Origin of the sequence: Streptomyces sp. NPDC057137 (assembly GCF_042670825.1) — a bacterium.
In the GTDB taxonomy this organism is placed as follows: Bacteria; Actinomycetota; Actinomycetes; order Streptomycetales; family Streptomycetaceae; genus Streptomyces.
In genome coordinates this window covers 176913-192125 of record NZ_JBHUUW010000004.1, presented here as the reverse complement: position 1 = coordinate 192125, position 15213 = coordinate 176913, and the positions used below count along the sequence as shown (strand labels likewise).

Here is a 15213-nt window from a genome sequence, read left to right as displayed (position 1 = left end):
CGGCCCCAGAGGTCCGCACCACCGCGCAGGGGGTCAGCAGTTGTAGGCGCGTCGTTTGTCCTCGCTCTGGCCGCCGCCCTGGCCCTCGGTGAGCTCGGCGGCGTCCCCGATCTCGATCGGCAGGACTTCGTCGTCGATGATCGTGTTCCAGGTCGTGAGCGGGTTGTCCATGGTCATTCCTCTCTCTGGGTACGAAGGGACGGACGTGCACGCCGGCCAACGAACCTCCGGTCGGTCCTGGGCCGCCGCGCCGTTCGGAAAGAGCGGCCCAGGGCGCCTTGCGGCCTGTACGGGCGGCGCAGATCCAGAACACCGCAGACGCCTCCTGGTCGCGAGCCGTCTCCCGCTGGGCGCACAGCACTTGCGTATCGCGCACACGTCCTCGACGCACAGTCGCCGCCCGCCTACCGTGAGTTGGCTATTGTCTGGTTCGGCCGGGGGACGCGATGCACGCACACGCACCGAACTGGGGCTCTCCCAGAGCGCGGGCACTGATCGACGCAGGCGACGTCGGAGGGCTGATCAGATGGGCCCGTATCGAACTTGGATGGCGGCAGATCGACCTGGGCAAGGCGACCGGCTACTCGGCGTCGGCCGTCTCCCGGCTGGAGACCGCGCACCGCAGCGCCACCGACCTCGACATGATCCGGAATTTCGCGCAGGTCCTGTTAATCCCCCCGGGCGCACTTGCCGCGGTGCTCCGTGTGGCCCTCACTTCGCGCACTAAGGTTGCCGCCAATGCTGGAAGGCACACCGAAGCCGAAGAGGACCCGATGAGGCGCCGTTCTCTGCTGCGAGCCGCAGGTCTCGCCGTGCCGCTGACCATCTTGAACGGACTCGACGAGTCCCTCGCTCTCCTGCCGAGTCCGACCTCGGCGCCCACGGCCGCGAACCTGATCACCCAGTACCGGCGGGCCCAAGCCCTCTTCGATGTCGGCGACCACAAGAGGCTCGTCCTGGCCCTGCCGAACCTCCTCGCGATCGGACACGCGCGTGCAGAGAGGGGCGATGCCGACACTTATGTACAGCTCGCTGCCTGCTATGACCTGGCCACCGAGGCTCTGTCCAAGATCGGGCGCTACTCGGCCGGCAGGATCACCGCCGACCGGTCCAACATCCTTTCCCAGCTGTCCGGATCTCCGCTGGCCGCCGCGTCCTCCGCCCGCGCCTTCAGCATTGTCCTGCGCCACGAAGATCGAGCCGAGACCGCACAACGCGTCACCCTCCACGCCGCCTCGAAGGTCGAGGCCGCTGGATTGAAAACCTCAGCTCAGGCCGCGGCATTCGCGCAGATGCTCTGCACCGTGGCCTACGCGGCCGGGCAAGCAGGAGACCGAGACCGCGCGCTGGAGATGATCGGCGACGCGGAAAGAGCCGCGAGGCTCCTTCCCGACGAGCCGGGGCACTCGCGGACATTCAGCGTCACCCCGGCCTCCGTCGCCCTGTACAAGGTCGGGGTCCTGTGGGGACTCGGCGATGCCGGTGCAGCTGTCCACGCGGGCAAGGACCTCGCCCCGGGCCAGTTCCGCACCGCCGAACGCCGTGGCCGTCTGCACACCGATATGGCGCGGGCCTGGTGGCTGTGGGGCAAGCCGGAGGACACCGCGATCGCCCTGCTCTCCGCCTATCGGGAAGCGCCCGCCGAAGTCCGCGACCGCCCGAGTATCCGATCCATCGTCACCGAACTCGCCGAACGGCATCCTCACATCGGCAGCGTGCGCCGGCTGGTCGCGGCCGTCCATGCTCGCGCCGTGTGAATCACTGGTTGTGAGAAGAACCGGTCTCGGGGTGCCGGTCGTGCCGGTAGTTGGTGCGCGGAGCGCTTGAAGCCCCCTGGAACGGTTGCTGGAGACACTGCTTGGGTGGCAGTCCCTCAACAGCCTGACATATGTGGTCTGTTGGGTCAGAATTCGCCCATGCGGGGATGGAAGAGAACGGCGCTGATCGTCGGTTCGTGCGCGTTGATCGTGGCGATGGTCGTGGTCTGGGTGGTGGAGGACCTCGGGACCGCGGATGGTGTGGCCAGTGTCGTCGGCGCGTCGGTGGGCGTCGTCGGTATCGTCTTCGCCCTCGTCGGCGGGGCGGAGCGGGAGCCCAGCACCTTCCGTGTGACGCGGACCGGCACAAGCACCGCACGTAAGGGGGGCACGTCCAACACCGGTATTACGCACACCGGTTCGGGCGGACCGGTCCAGGCGAGTGCCACGGGCACGGGGGACGCCGAGGCGGATGGTGACGGCAGCGGGGCGAACAGCGGGATTCAGCTCAACTAGGGGGCGTCGGGCAGTGGCGTTGAGGAAGAAGCCGGCCGTGCAGGTTGCGGCTACGGGGGACGCGCAGGCGCAGAACGGTGGCTTGGCCAACAGCGGTGCGATGAAAGTCGGTGAACTGCATCTGCATGCGCCGCTGGCGGCTGAGTTCACGCCGGAAGAGGCGCGGGCAGCGGTAGAGGCGTACGCGGGCCGGGTCCGCGTGAGCTACGGCCGACTGGACCTGGAGGTCCTGACGCCTCTCTCGGAACAGAACGAGCATCCGGTGGTGGAGTTGCGAGAAGTCTTCGTCACCCCCTTGGTGCGAGCGGACCCACCACAAGTTGAGTTGCCCCGCGAGCTGATGAAGCGGCTGGTGGAGCAAGGCGAGTTGGTGGAGGGCGGAGACCTTCCTCCGGGGACTGATTCCGACAGCCTGTACCGTGCAGGTGAGGCGTACCGTCAACGCCCGCCCGCCGATGTACTGGAAGTTGTGGCCGACCCGCAGGTCAAGCGGGTGGTGCTCCTGGGAGACCCGGGCGCGGGCAAGTCCACCCTGGCCCGCTATCTCGCGCTGGCTCTGACCGGCCCTGAGCCTGAGGGTCCGCTGGCCGCCCTGAAGGGGTGGCTGCCCCAGGTGATCGAACTCCGGCTCTACGCGGAGGAGCGTTGGCGCGAGCGGACATTCGAAGATTTTCTGAAGCATCTGCACGTCACTGAGGGAATGTCGGTCCCGGCTCCCGTGCTGCAGGACCGCCTGCGGAGCGGAAAGGCGCTGGTCGTTTTTGACGGCCTGGACGAACTGTTCGATCCGCGCGTACGAGCGGAGACCGCGCGACGTATCGCGGCCTTTGCCGCGTGCTACCCGGACACTCGTGTGGTCGTCACTTCGCGTGTCATCGGCTATCAGCGGGCAATCCTGGACGGCGCGGGCTTCAAGCACCACATGCTGCAAGATCTTGACGAGCAACAGATCGCCGAGTTCGCTCGCCGCTGGTACGCCAACGCCTGCCCCAACGACCCGACGCACGCTGGTCAGTTGGTACGACGGGTCACCGATGCTGTGTCCCACTCCCGGCCGGTGCGTGAACTGGCGGGCAATCCGTTGCTCCTGACGATCCTCGCCATCATCGGCCGCCGCCAGACGCTGCCGCGAGACCGTCAAGGTGTGTACCGGCACGCGGTAACCGTCCTTGTCGCGCACTTGGACCAAGACGTCAAGCTTCTGAAGGGACAACCGGGTTCGGAAGCGTGGGAGGACTTGGACGCCGAGGAGCTTCACGACCTACTGCGCTTGCTGGCGCGCTCCATGCAGAACGGCAGCAGCGGTATCGCGGGCAATCACATCCACGTGCGGGAGCTTGAGGCCGTCCTCATCGACTACCTACAGGACTACGAACTCCCTCCGATGAAGGCCAAGGCGGCGGCCCGCGCCATGGTGGACCGGCTCCGGACACGGAACTTCATCCTGAGCAGGTATGGAGGGGAGGTCTACGGGTTCGTCCACCGGGCGTTCCTCGAATACCTCGCCGCCGCCGATATTGCCCACCGGTACAAGGAAGATCGCGAATGGACTCAGGACCAGCTCATCGACCAGATCTTCAAAGCCCGTGCCGCTGACCCCTCTTGGCATGAAGTCCTGCTCCTGGTGATCGGCCAGCTAAGTGATCGTGACGCCGGCCCGGCGATCGACTGCCTCCTGCAACTTCACCGCGAGTCGCCTGCTGGGGACAGAGAAATGCTGGCCCTGGCCATACGCGCACTGGCCGAAGTGCGCAAGATCGGCCCGCTCGCCATGCAGAGCCATGCTGTCGTCGATGCCCTTATTCAGGCAGTCGGCGGGCTCCCGTCGCATCGAACAGACGGTGCACTCGACGCCGCGCTGCCGGCCCTGACCACCTTCAGTGAGTACTGGAGCGGGCGCCAGCGCTACTTGCACTGGTTCCATGCATCCGGCCAGTTCCAGCAGAACGGCAACTTGCCCGTGAGAGTGGCGGGTGCCCTCTATCGGACTCCCGCGCCCCCTATGCTGCTTGCAAGGTTCGCACCGGAGGTCGTCGTACGCCTTCAAGCACTGAATCAATTGGCGCGGCACTGGTGGGCAGTACCGGAGTGCCGGGCCCTGATCTACGACCGTGCTACTGCGGACCCTCACGGATCCCCGCGCGCCGCTGCCCTGAGGCTGTTGGGTGAGCACTGGTCGGAGAGTTCGGGGATCGGTGTGTTGATTCGTGACCGTGCCGTCACCGACCCCGAAGAGTACCCGCGCGCTGTCGCTTTGGGGCTGTTGGGTGAGCACTGGTCGGAGGGTCCGGAGATTGGTGCGTTGATTCGTGACCGTGCTACTGCGGACCCTCACGGATCCCCGCGCGCCGCCGCCTTGGGGCTGTTGGGTGAGCACTGGTCGGAGGGTCCGGAGGTTGGTGTGTTGATTCGTGACCGTGCTGTTACCGACCCCGATGTGGAGCCTCGTGCCGCCGCTTTGGGGCTGTTGGGTGAGCACTGGTCGGAGGGTCCGGAGGTTGGTGTGTTGATTCGTGACCGTGCTGTCACCGACCCCGGTGAGGAGCCGCGTACCGCTGCCCTGAGGCTTCTGGCTCGACACTGGTCGGAGGGTCCGGAGATTGGTGCGTTGATTCGTGACCGTGCTGTCACCGACCCCGAAGAGATGCCCCGCTACAGGAGTTTGGGGCTTCTGGCTCGACACTGGTCGGAGGGTCCGGAGATTGGTGCGTTGATTCGTGACCGTGCTGTCACCGACCCCGAAGAGATGCCCCGCTATTTCGCCTTGGGACTGTTGGGTGAGCGCTGGTCGGAGGATGCGGAGGTCGGTGCGTTGATTCGTGACCGTGCTGTCACCGACCCCGATGAGGAGCCGCGCATGATTGCACTGGAGGTGTTGGGCGAACACTGGTCGGAGGGTCCGGAGATTGGTGCGTTGATTCGTGACCGTGCTGTCACCGACCCCGGTGAGTACGCTCGCGCCACTGCCTTGGAGGTGTTGGGTAAGCACTGGTCGGAGGGTCCGGAGATTGGTGCGTTGATTCGTGACCGTGCTGTCACCGACCCCGGTGAGGAGCCGCGCGCCGCTGCGCTGGAGCTGTTGGGTGAGCACTGGTCGGAGGGTCCGGAGATTGGTGCGTTGATTCGTGACCGTGCTGTCACCGACCCCGGTGAGGAGCCGCGCGCCGCTGCGCTGGAGCTGCTGAGCGAGCACTGGCCCGATCGTCCGGAGACCCGGGCCCTGATCCACGACCGTGCCGCCACCGACCCAAAACCTGAGCTGAGACTTGGGGCGCTCCGGCTCTGGGCAGCGGAAGCAACAGAAGACGCTCGCGACGCTCTGCACGAGCGCGCCCGCCACGATGAAAGTGTGGACGTCAGGCGCGGCGCCGTATGGATGCTGGCCTTCGGGTGGCCGGCCGACCCGCTCACCCTCTCCGCCCTGCAAGAGATCGCCGTCAACGACCCCTCGGAAGACGTACGCTCGGCGACGGCACAAGCAGTGCAGGCAGTCGAAGCAATTCTGGCCGGTGGAGAGTTCTTCTAGGGCCGAATCGAGAGGGTCCGTACATGTCCGCGCTGACCGTGTCCCGTCTCGCCGCGATTCTCGACGCCGCCGGGGTGGGGGAGGCGCAGGCCGTCGGCGGGTACGAGCCGCTGGGCGGGGGCACGTACAACTCCCTCTACCGGGTCCGGCTGGACGGGGGTGGGCGGTTGGTGCTGAAGCTGCCGCCGGAGCCGGGTGTGCCGCGGATGGCGTACGAGGGTGAACTGCTCGTCAACGAGGGCGAGTTCTACCGGGTGGCCGGGGGCACCGGCGTGCCCGTGCCCGAGGTCGTACACCTCGCCCCGGACTCGCTGCTGATGTCGGAGCTGCCGGGGGAGCCGTGGTCCGCCCTGGCGGGCGGGCTCGGGGATGCGGAGCATGAGCGGTTGAGGCGGGAACTCGGGGCGTACGTAGCCGAGTTGGGCACCGTCACCGGTACGCGCTTCGGCTATCCGTCCGAGGCCGTGCCCACCGCCGGCAGCTGGCGTGAGGCGTTCGGCGCGATGCTGGAGGCGGTGCTGGGGGACGCCGAGCGGTTCGAGGCGCGGCTGCCGGTGTCCGGGAAGCGTGTACGGGAGTTGGTACGGGGCGCGGTCCCGGCGCTGGACGAGGTCACCGTTCCCGCGCTCGTGCACTTCGATCTGTGGCAGGGGAACATCCTCCTGACCGGAGATCCAGGGGCACGGCGAATCGGGGGGCTCATCGATGGTGAACGGATGTTCTGGGGCGATCCGTTGGCGGAGTTCGTCTCGCTCAATCTGTTCGGTGAGCCCGAGGACGACCTGGCGCTGCTGGCCGGCTACCGGGCCGGCGGCGGGGACACCGGCTTCGACGAGGCCGCGCGGCTGCGCATGGCGCTCTACCGCTGCTACCTGTATCTGATCATGCTGGTCGAGGGCGTACCGCGTGGCTACCCGCCCGCGCAGACCGCCGTCACCCGCAGGACCGCCGGGACCGCGCTGATCCTGGCCCTCGGGCTGATCTCTACGACGACGTGAACGAGAGGGTCAGGCGGCGGGTGGTGGCATGCCGCCCTGGAGGCGTTCGAGGTCGGAGGCCCGTACCTGGATCACGAACACCGCGATCAGTGCCGACACGAGGGCGAAGATCGCCGCGGCGATGAAAGCGTTCGTCACACCGTGCGTCAGCACGGCGTCGCTCCACGGCTTCGGCAGTGAACCCGTCTTCTGGAACGTCAGCTTCTGGGCCGGGGTCGCGTGTGCCAGGAAGTCGCGGGCCTGGGTCTTCGCCTCGTTCCTGCTGGCGGTGCCGTACACCGTCACCAGGATGGACAGCCCCAGTGAACCGCCCACCTGCTGCGTCGCGTTGAAAACGCCGGACCCCGCTCCGGCCTCCTCCTGGCTGATGCCCGAGAGCGCCATCAGGGTCAGCGACACGAACTGGAAGCCCATACCGAGGCCGAAGACCAGCACCGGGCCCAGCAGGCTGCCCAGATAGGTGCTGTGCACGTCCGTCAGCGTCAGCCAGGCGAGACCCGCGGCGGCGAGGACCGCGCCGGACACCATGAACGGTTTCGGGCCCCAGCGCGGCAGCAGTTGCGAGGCGAGGCCCGAGCCGATGGCGATGACCACACTGACCGGGAGGAAGGCGAGACCGGCCCGCAGGGGGCTGAAGTCGAGGACCTCCTGCACGAAGAGCGTCAGGAAGAAGAACATGCCGAACAGCGCCGCGGCCAGGCTGAGCATCATCCCGTAGACACCCGCGCGGTTGCGGTCCTTGAACATCCACAGCGGTGTGATCGGCTGCCTCGAACGCTGCTCGATGACGATGAACAGCACGAGGAGCACCACGGCCGCGGCGAAGGACCCGAGTGTCAGGGCGTCGGTCCAGCCTTCCTCGGAGGCCCGGATGAAGCCGTAGACCAGACCGACCATGCCCAGCGTCGCGGTGAGCGCGCCGACGACGTCGAAGTGACCGGGGCGCGGCTCGGACTCCTTGATGAAGCGGGGCGTCAGAACGATGAGCAGGAGCCCGATCGGCACGTTGACGAAGAAGATCCACCGCCAGTTCAGCCACTCCACCAGGATGCCGCCGGCCAGCAGCCCGATCGCGCTGCCGCCCGCCGAGACGGCCGCGAAGACGCCGAACGCCCTGTTGCGCGCGGGCCCTTCACGGAACGTGGTGGTGATCAGCGACAGCGACGTCGGGGAGGCGATGGCGCCACCGACGCCCTGGATGGCGCGGGCGGCGAGCAACTGCCACGAGTCCTGCGCCAGACCGCAGAGCAGGGAGGCGACAGCGAAGAGCGCGATGCCGAACATGAAGACCCTGCGCCGCCCCAGGATGTCGCCGAGGCGCCCGCCGAGCAGCAGCAGGCCGCCGAAGGTGAGGGTGTACGCGTTGACCACCCACGACAGGTTCTGGGTCGAGAAGTCGAGCGCGCTCTGGATGTGCGGGAGCGCGATGTTCACGATGGTGACGTCGAGGACCACCATCAGCTGGCAGGAGGCGATGATGGCCAGCGCGATGCCGTTGCCGCCCCCGTCCTCGGGGGTGGCGTCGGACTTCGCGGTGTTCGGCGGTGTGGGCTGTGAATCAGTCATAGGTGAGGGTGGTGGAACGGGGTGGTGCGCGCCCTCGGACAGGGAACGCCACCGTTCACCGGATTCCGACCCTAAGCGGGGCGAACCGGTCTCGCGACTCGGCCGCGACCAGGCGGGGAACCGACTGTTGTTCGAGCGCTGCCAGGCCCGACGCGCGGGCATGCCTGTCCGTCAGGCCGGGGCGACACAGGCGGGTGTCGCCCAGGCAGGGGCGCCTCAGGCGGGTGTCGGCTCAGAGGCGTGTCACCTCAGGGGTGTGTCGCCTCAGGTGTGTTCCGACAGCACGTCGTCGGCGATCGCGAACGCCTTGTTGGCCGCGGGCACCCCGCAGTACACCGCCGACTGGAGCAGCACCTCCCGGATCTCCTCGGGGCTCAGCCCGATCCGTACCGCCGCCCTCACATGCATCGCCAACTCGTCGTGGTGCCCGCCGGCGACCAGCGCCGTCAGAGTGACGCAGCTGCGCGTACGGCGGTCGAGCCCCGGCCGGGTCCAGATCTCGCCCCAGGCGTAGCGGGTGATGAAGTCCTGGAAGGGCGCGGTGAACGCAGTCGTACGGGCCACGGCCCTGTCCACGTGCTCGTCGCCGAGCACCGCGCGGCGCACCGCCATCCCCGCGCCGTGCCGGGTGGCGTCACCGACGGCCTGGGCCGTCGCCGCGAGGTGGTCGAGCAGCGCGGCGAGCACCGGCGCGGGGCGTTCGACGTTCGCCAGATGCGCGGCTCCGGCGATCTCGGTGAGGCTCGTGCCCGGAATGCCGTCGGCGATCGTGCGGGCGTGCGGCGAGGGCGGGGCCGCCGGGTCGTCGCGGCCGGCGACGACGAGCGTCGGGACCCGCACCGTCGCCAGTTCGTCGCGCAGGTCGTGTTCGGCGATGGCCGAGCAACAGGCCGCGTACGACTTGTCGTCCGCCGCCCGCAGGTCCCCCACGAGCGCCGCGCCGAGCGGGGTGCGCTCGAAGCCGGGCGCGAACCAGACGCCGGGGCGGCTCGCCACCAGGGTCTCGGTGCCCTCGGCGAGGACGCTCGCCGCGCGGTCCCGCCAGGTGTCGGGGGCGCCGAAGTACGCGGACGAGCACAGCACGGCGAGGGAGACGAGGCGGTCGGGGTGCCGTACGGCCAGCTCCAGGCCCACCGCGCCGCCCAGCGAGATCCCCGCGTACGCGAACCGCTCCCAGCCCTGTTCGTCGGCCAGCCGCACCACCTGGTTCGCCAGGGCGGCGACGGAGACGGCGGGTGCGGAGGAGGGGGCGGAGCCGCCGTGGCCGGGCAGGTCCCAGCGCAGGACGCGGTGGTCGCGGGCGAGGGCCTCCAACTGGGGCTCCCACACGCGCAGGGACGTGCCGAGGGACGGCCCGAGGATCAGCGGCGCGCCGTCGGCCGGGCCGTCGAGCCGGAAGTGGGGGTGGGGGAGGTGGAGCTGGGGCGGTCCCGTCGTCCCGGTACCGGTCCCGGTCCCGGTCCCGGTCCCGGTCCCGGTCCCGGTCCCGGTCCCGGTCCCGGTCTCGGTCTCGGTCTCAGTTCCGGTCCCGGTCTCAGTTCCCGTTCCAGTCCCAGTCCCAGTCCCAGTCCCGGCATCGGTTTCGTCGGTCATCGAGGGGCCTCCGGTGGGTCCTCCGGGTGGTCGGCCAACGCGGCCTGCGCCAGTGCGCCCTCGGCGACGGCGTGTTCGGCGAGGGCGCGGTCCACGAGCGCCGGGGCGGAGCCCGTGTAGCCGGCCGGGTCGGTGAGGGCCCGCAGCCGCTCCTCCCCGATCAGCTCCGCGACCGCCGGATCGGTCTCCGTGAGCGCCTGTGCGAGCGGGATGCCCGCGCCCGACGCGAGGCGGGCGGCGGCGCCGACCAGTTGCTTGGCGCGGGCCGCGCCGACGGCCGGGGTCAGGGCCGTCGCCAGCCGTTCGCTGACGAGCAGCCCGTGGGTCAGGCCGAGGTTGTCCCGCATCCGGTCGGGGAAGACCCGCAGGCCGTGGGCGAGTTCGGCGGCGTCGTGGGCGGCTCCGCCGGTCAGCCGCAGCAGCTCGCGCAGCGGCTGCCACTCGGCGTGCCAGGGACCTGCGGGGCGTTCGTCCTCGGCGACGAGTGCCCCCAGCAGTACGGAGGCGAGCGCGGGCGCCTGTCGCGCGGCGGCGGCGATCAGGGTGGCCCGCACCGGGTTCCGCTTGTGCGGCATCGCGGACGAACCGCCGCCGCGCGCCTCGGCGACCTCCCCGATCTCGGTCCGGGACAGCACGAGCACATCGGCGGCCACCTTCCCGAGCGCGCCCGCGGTGAAGGCGAGGGCCGAGCCGAGATCGGCGACAGGGGTACGGAGGGTGTGCCACGGCAGCGTCGGTTCGGCGAGGCGGAGCTGGGCGGCGTAGGCGGCGAGGAGGCGCACGCCGTTGTCGGTGCCGGGCGCGGCCTGGCCCGCCCCCGGGGCCTCGGTCCCGTCCCCCTCCGACGCTCTCGGCACTTCCGACTCGGGGCCTTCGGGGACGGCGGCCTCGACCGATCTGCTGGGGGTCGCGCCCGTCAGGTCGTAGACCGGCTCGTCGGGCGCGGGGTCGGCCCCGAGTTCGGGCTCGGGGTCCAGTCTCGGGTCGGTGCCGGTGGCGGGCGGGTAGTCGGGCAGCGGCTCGGGAGGGGTGTCCAGTGTGGTGTCGAGCGCACCGGTGAGGTCGTACACGGGCTCGCAGGACGCGGCGGTGGAGGTGCTGCCCGGTGTGCCGGCCACCGCGTCGTCGCTCCGCGCGAAGGCCGCCAACGTGCCCGCCGCACCGCCCAGTTGGACCGGGAGCCGGACAGCCGCCAACCGGGTGCGGGCGTCCCGTACCGACGAGAGCCAGCCCGCCGCCTTCAGCCCGAACGTCGTCGGGACCGCGTGCTGCGTGAGGGTGCGCCCCGCCATCGGCGTGGTGCGGTGGGCGGTGGCCAGGGCGGCGAGCGTGTCCGCCGTACGGTCCAGATCCGCCAGGATCAGTGGCACCGTACGGGTGGCGACCAGCATCATCGCCGTGTCCACGATGTCCTGGCTGGTCGCGCCCCGGTGGACGTACTGCGCCGCTTCCTCGTCGTCCAGCACCGTCGTCAGATCCGCCACCAGGGGGATCACCGGGTTGCCCCCGGCACGCGCCCGCAGCGCCACGTCCCGTACGTCGAACCGCTCCGCCGTCCCCGCCGCCGCCGTGATCGCGTCGGCCGCCGCCGTCGGCGCGAGACCGACCGCCGCCTGCGCGCGCGCCAGCGCCGCCTCGGCGTCGAGCATCGCCCGCAGGAAGGCGGCGTCACCGGTCGCCGCCTCGGCGGCGGATCCCGCCCGGCCGGGCGAGAGCAGCCCCGCGTCGGGGGAGAGACCGGAAGCTGACGGGTCGGCGGCGCGGTCTGCAGTCCGGTCAGCGGCCTGGTCGGCGGCCTGGTCAGCGGAAGTCAAGGAAAACCGTCTCCTCGTCGCCCTGAAGTCGGATGTCGAAGCGGTACGTGCCGGGCGTGGGCCCGGCCTTCGCCAACAGCGTCTCCCGCCGGTCCGCGTCCAGCGAGGCGAGCAGCGGATCGGCGTACTCCGGCGCCGGGAAGTACAGGCGGGTGAAGAGGTGATGCGTGAGCCCCCGCGCGAAGACGCACAGACTGAGGTAGGGAACGCGCCCCGGGCGCGCGCCAGGCAGCAGGGTCCGCGCCGCCCACTGCCCGTCGGCGTCCGTCGCGACCCGCCCCCAGCCGGTGAACGTGACACCGTCCCGCCCCGCGAAACCGCCCGTCACCTGGTCCCGCCGCATCGACCCCGCCCGGCGGACCGGTTCACCCGCCTGGTCCGGCTGCCACAGCTCCACCAGGGCGTCCGGCACCGGCGCGCCCGCGCCGTCGTACACGCCCCCGTGCACGGAGATCGCGTCCGGGTGGCCGACGGGCGCCAGATCGCCGCCGCCGGGGAAGGGCAACGCGTAACCGTAGAAGGGGCCGACCGTGTGAGACGGCGTGGGGCCGTCGGCCCGGTCGGGGTGCTGTGCGGAGTCGTACACCGTCATTCGCGTCCCTCCTCGATCCAGGTGGCGGACGGGCCGTCCAGCACGATGTCCCAGCGATAGCCGAGTGCCCAGCCGGGCTGTGAGAGCCCGTGGTCGTACGTCCCCACCAGCCGCTGCCGCGCGGACTCGTCCGAGACCGACCGGAGGATGGGGTCGTGGGCGAACAGGGGGTCGTTCGGGAAGTACATCTGCGTCACGAGGCGCTGCGTGAAGGCCGTACCGAAGAGCGAGAAGTGCAGATGGGCCGGGCGCCAGGCGTTGTCGTGGTTGCCCCACGGGTACGCGCCGGGCTTGATCGTCGTGAAGCGGTAGCCGCCGTCGTCGTCCGTCAGTGTCCGTCCCGCCCCGGTGAAGTGCGGGTCCAGCGGCGCCTGATGGCGGTCCCGTCGGTGGGCGTAGCGCCCGGCTGCGTTGGCCTGCCACAGCTCGACGAGCTGGCCCCGTACGGGACGGCCCGCGCCGTCCAGCAGCCGCCCCGAGACGGTGATGCGCTCACCGAGGGGCTCACCGGCGTGCTGGGCCGTCAGGTCCGCGTCGAGTTCGGTGACATCGGTGTGCCCGAAGACCGGGCCGTACAGCTCGACGGCCTCCGGGTCGCCCGCCACGACGACCGGCGGGCGCTTCGGGTGGCGCAGCAGCGTGCTGCGGTACGGCGGGTAGTCGCGCGCCGGGTGGTGCGCGGGGGGCGCGCCGGCCGCGCGGGCCGCCTGGTAGGCCGCCTGGTGCTCGGCCATCTCGCGGTCGATGTCCCCCTGAGGTGTGGCGGGTGTGGTGTCTGTCATGGGTGCTCCAGTACGAGGGCGACTCCCTGGCCGACCCCGACGCACAGGGCCGCGACGCCCGTACCGGAACCGTGTGCGGCCAGCTGATGCGCGACGGCCCCCGCGAGCCGGGCGCCCGACGCGCCCAGCGGGTGGCCGATGGCGAGGGCGCCGCCGCGCGGGTTGACGAGGGACGGGTCGAGGTCGGGGAGTCCGGCGAGACAGCCGAGTACCTGGGCGGCGAAGGCCTCGTTCAGTTCGACGGTGTGCAGGTCGGCGTAGTGCCGGCCCGCCCGGTCCAGGGCGCGGCCGATGGCCTCGACGGGGCCGAGGCCGTACATCGGCGGTTCGATCCCGGTCACCGCCGAGGCGCGCACGACGGCGAGCGGCGGGCGCCCGGTGGCGCGCAGGCCGTCCTCGTCCACCAGGAGAAGGGCCGCCGCGCCGTCGTTGAGGGGCGAGGAGTTGGCGGCGGTGACGGTGCCGCCCGCGTCCTCCTTACGGAAGACGGTCCGGAGCTTGGCGAGGCCCGCCGCCGTACCGCCTTCACGAATGTTCTCGTCGGTGGCTCCGTGGGCGGTGGTTCCATGGGCGGTGGCTCCGTGGGCGGTGGCTCCGTGGGCGGTGTCTTCGTACGGCACGGTGGCGTCTTCGTACGGGACGGTCTCCGCCTCGTACAGACCGTCCCGCCACGCCCGCGCGGCCTTCTCGTGACTGGCCAGCGCGTACGCGTCCTGGCGCTCGCGCGTGATGCCGTACGCGTCGGCGATCAGCTCGGCGCCCTCGCCCAGCGGCACCGTCCACTCCGGCCGCATCCGCTCGTTGACCATCCGCCAGCCGATGGTCGTGGAGTACAGCTCCTGGTGCCCGGCGGGAAACGCGCGCTCCGGCTTGGGCAGCACCCACGGCGCCCGGCTCATCGACTCGACGCCGCCCGCGATCACCACCGACGCGTCCCCGACGGCCACCGCGCGTGCGGCCTGGATGACGGCTTCGAGCCCGGACGCGCAGAGGCGGTTGACGGTCGTGCCCGGTACGGAGACGGGGAGCCCGGCCAGCAGGGCGGCCATGCGGCCGACGTTGCGGTTCTCCTCACCCGCGCCGTTGGCGTTGCCGAGGATCACGTCGCCGATCAGGGCCGGGTCGAGGTCCGGCGTACGGTCGACCAGCGCGCGTACGACGTGCGCGGCCAGGTCGTCGGGGCGCACTCCGGCGTACGCGCCGCCGTACTTGCCGAAGGGCGTGCGGACGGCGTCCACGACGTACACGTCTCGCATGTGGTCTCACTCCTTGTTGTTGCGGTTGCCGTTGCCGTTGCCCTTACTGACGCCGGCGCTGGACGCCTTGAGCGCGCGCAGTGCGGTCAGTTCGGCCGCGCTCGGCGGGTCGGTGGTGGCCAGGGAGCCGGTCGGGGATTCGGCCGTACGCAGTTCCCAGCCGGTGGCCGCGCGCGCCTGGTCGACGGTGACGCCGGGGTGCAGCTCGGTCAGTACCAGCTCGGCCGTCTCCGGGTCGGGGCGCAGGATGCCCAGGTCGGTGATGACGGCGACGGGGCCGCGCCCCGGCATGCCGAGCGAGGCCCGGTCGCGCGGTCCCGCGCCGTGGCCGAGCGTGGTGACGAAGTCGAGGCGGCGCACGAAGTTGCGCGGGGTGTGGCGCAGGACGAGCAGCACCCGGCCGCAGTTGGCGGCGATCTCCGGGGCGCCGCCGGCGCCGGGCAGCCGCGCCTCGGGCCGGTCCGGACCCCGGTCGACGACGGTGGTGTTGACGTTGGCGAAGCGGTCGACCTGCGCTGCGCCGAGGAAGCCGACGTCGATACGGCCGCCCTGGAGCCAGTAGTTGAACATCTCCGGCACGGAGACGACGGCGTCCGCCGTGTCGGCCAGTTCGCCGTCGCCGATGGAGAGCGGGAGGCGGCTGGGCTTGGAGCCGATGGTGCCGGACTCGTAGAGAAGGACGAGGCGCGGGTCGGTGGTGCGGCGGGCGAGATTGGCGGCGGTGCTCGGCAGACCGATACCGACGAAGCAGGTACGGGCACCGGCGAGGGCGCGGGCCGCGTTGATCTCCATCAGCTCGTCGGGAGTCACGGG

The 15213-nt window shown here is 70.7% G+C and carries 12 protein-coding genes; 4 read left to right on the top strand and 8 right to left on the bottom strand.

What is annotated here, in order from left to right; all coding sequences use genetic code 11:
* Positions 1 to 33 precede the first annotated feature (33 nt).
* Positions 34 to 171, bottom strand: coding sequence for an albusnodin family lasso peptide (locus tag ACFT9I_RS05845; protein WP_382561180.1), 138 nt, complete (start codon positions 169 to 171; stop codon positions 34 to 36).
* Between the two features lie 275 nt (positions 172 to 446).
* On the opposite strand from ACFT9I_RS05845, the gene ACFT9I_RS05840 reads away from it, so the two are divergent.
* The 4 genes from ACFT9I_RS05840 (at position 447) to ACFT9I_RS05825 (ending at position 6797) form a co-directional block, all read left to right on the top strand.
* Complete coding sequence (locus ACFT9I_RS05840; RefSeq protein WP_382561179.1) at positions 447 to 1757, top strand: helix-turn-helix domain-containing protein; 1311 nt, start codon at positions 447 to 449, stop codon at positions 1755 to 1757.
* 159 nt (positions 1758 to 1916) lie between these two features.
* Positions 1917 to 2273 (top strand): hypothetical protein, encoded by a 357-nt coding sequence (locus ACFT9I_RS05835; RefSeq protein WP_382561177.1) that lies wholly within the window; start codon positions 1917 to 1919, stop codon positions 2271 to 2273.
* Positions 2274 to 2310: 37 nt separating this feature from the next.
* Positions 2311 to 5799, top strand: coding sequence for a HEAT repeat domain-containing protein (locus tag ACFT9I_RS05830; RefSeq protein ID WP_382561175.1), 3489 nt, complete (start codon positions 2311 to 2313; stop codon positions 5797 to 5799).
* A 23-nt stretch (positions 5800 to 5822) separates the two neighbouring features.
* Positions 5823 to 6797, top strand: a complete 975-nt coding sequence (locus ACFT9I_RS05825; protein WP_382561173.1) for a phosphotransferase family protein — start codon at positions 5823 to 5825, stop codon at positions 6795 to 6797.
* 9 nt (positions 6798 to 6806) lie between these two features.
* Here the strand turns inward: ACFT9I_RS05825 and ACFT9I_RS05820 are convergent, their stop codons facing one another.
* The 7 genes from ACFT9I_RS05820 to ACFT9I_RS05790 all read right to left on the bottom strand — a co-directional run bounded on the left by ACFT9I_RS05820 (position 6807) and on the right by ACFT9I_RS05790 (position 15192).
* Positions 6807 to 8363, bottom strand: a complete 1557-nt coding sequence (locus ACFT9I_RS05820; RefSeq protein WP_382561171.1) for an MFS transporter — start codon at positions 8361 to 8363, stop codon at positions 6807 to 6809.
* Positions 8364 to 8627: 264 nt separating this feature from the next.
* A complete protein-coding gene (gene pcaC / locus ACFT9I_RS05815; protein WP_382561252.1) occupies positions 8628 to 9728 on the bottom strand; it encodes a 4-carboxymuconolactone decarboxylase in 1101 nt (366 codons plus the stop codon).
* Between the two features lie 224 nt (positions 9729 to 9952).
* Positions 9953 to 11605, bottom strand: a complete 1653-nt coding sequence (locus ACFT9I_RS05810) for a lyase family protein (protein ID WP_382561250.1) — start codon at positions 11603 to 11605, stop codon at positions 9953 to 9955.
* A gap of 151 nt (positions 11606 to 11756) precedes the next feature.
* The gene (gene pcaG / locus ACFT9I_RS05805) at positions 11757 to 12362 is read right to left on the bottom strand and encodes a protocatechuate 3,4-dioxygenase subunit alpha (RefSeq protein WP_382561169.1); all 606 of its coding nucleotides are present in this window, start codon (positions 12360 to 12362) and stop codon (positions 11757 to 11759) included.
* A complete protein-coding gene (gene pcaH, locus ACFT9I_RS05800; RefSeq protein WP_382561167.1) occupies positions 12359 to 13144 on the bottom strand; it encodes a protocatechuate 3,4-dioxygenase subunit beta in 786 nt (261 codons plus the stop codon). Before pcaH ends, pcaG begins: the two co-directional genes overlap by 4 nt.
* Positions 13141 to 14400 (bottom strand): thiolase family protein, encoded by a 1260-nt coding sequence (locus tag ACFT9I_RS05795; RefSeq protein WP_382561165.1) that lies wholly within the window; start codon positions 14398 to 14400, stop codon positions 13141 to 13143. The genes pcaH and ACFT9I_RS05795 overlap by 4 nt, the downstream gene beginning before the upstream one ends.
* A gap of 6 nt (positions 14401 to 14406) precedes the next feature.
* Complete coding sequence (locus ACFT9I_RS05790) at positions 14407 to 15192, bottom strand: CoA-transferase subunit beta (RefSeq protein WP_382561248.1); 786 nt, start codon at positions 15190 to 15192, stop codon at positions 14407 to 14409.
* Between the last annotated feature and the right edge of the window lie 21 nt (positions 15193 to 15213).

What these genes read in the sequence shown, in the direction of transcription:
- ACFT9I_RS05825 (WP_382561173.1), top strand. Translation starts at nt 5,823, where the DNA reads ATGTCCGCGCTGACCGTGTCCCGTCTCGCCGCGATTCTCGACGCCGCC.
- ACFT9I_RS05790 (WP_382561248.1), bottom strand. Translation starts at nt 15,192, where the DNA reads ATGGAGATCAACGCGGCCCGCGCCCTCGCCGGTGCCCGTACCTGCTTC.
- pcaG (WP_382561169.1), bottom strand. Translation starts at nt 12,362, where the DNA reads ATGACGGTGTACGACTCCGCACAGCACCCCGACCGGGCCGACGGCCCC.
- ACFT9I_RS05835 (WP_382561177.1), top strand. Translation starts at nt 1,917, where the DNA reads ATGCGGGGATGGAAGAGAACGGCGCTGATCGTCGGTTCGTGCGCGTTG.
- ACFT9I_RS05820 (WP_382561171.1), bottom strand. Translation starts at nt 8,363, where the DNA reads ATGACTGATTCACAGCCCACACCGCCGAACACCGCGAAGTCCGACGCC.
- ACFT9I_RS05795 (WP_382561165.1), bottom strand. Translation starts at nt 14,400, where the DNA reads ATGCGAGACGTGTACGTCGTGGACGCCGTCCGCACGCCCTTCGGCAAG.
- pcaH (WP_382561167.1), bottom strand. Translation starts at nt 13,144, where the DNA reads ATGACAGACACCACACCCGCCACACCTCAGGGGGACATCGACCGCGAG.
- ACFT9I_RS05845 (WP_382561180.1), bottom strand. Translation starts at nt 171, where the DNA reads ATGGACAACCCGCTCACGACCTGGAACACGATCATCGACGACGAAGTC.
- ACFT9I_RS05810 (WP_382561250.1), bottom strand. Translation starts at nt 11,605, where the DNA reads ATGCTCGACGCCGAGGCGGCGCTGGCGCGCGCGCAGGCGGCGGTCGGT.
- ACFT9I_RS05840 (WP_382561179.1), top strand. Translation starts at nt 447, where the DNA reads ATGCACGCACACGCACCGAACTGGGGCTCTCCCAGAGCGCGGGCACTG.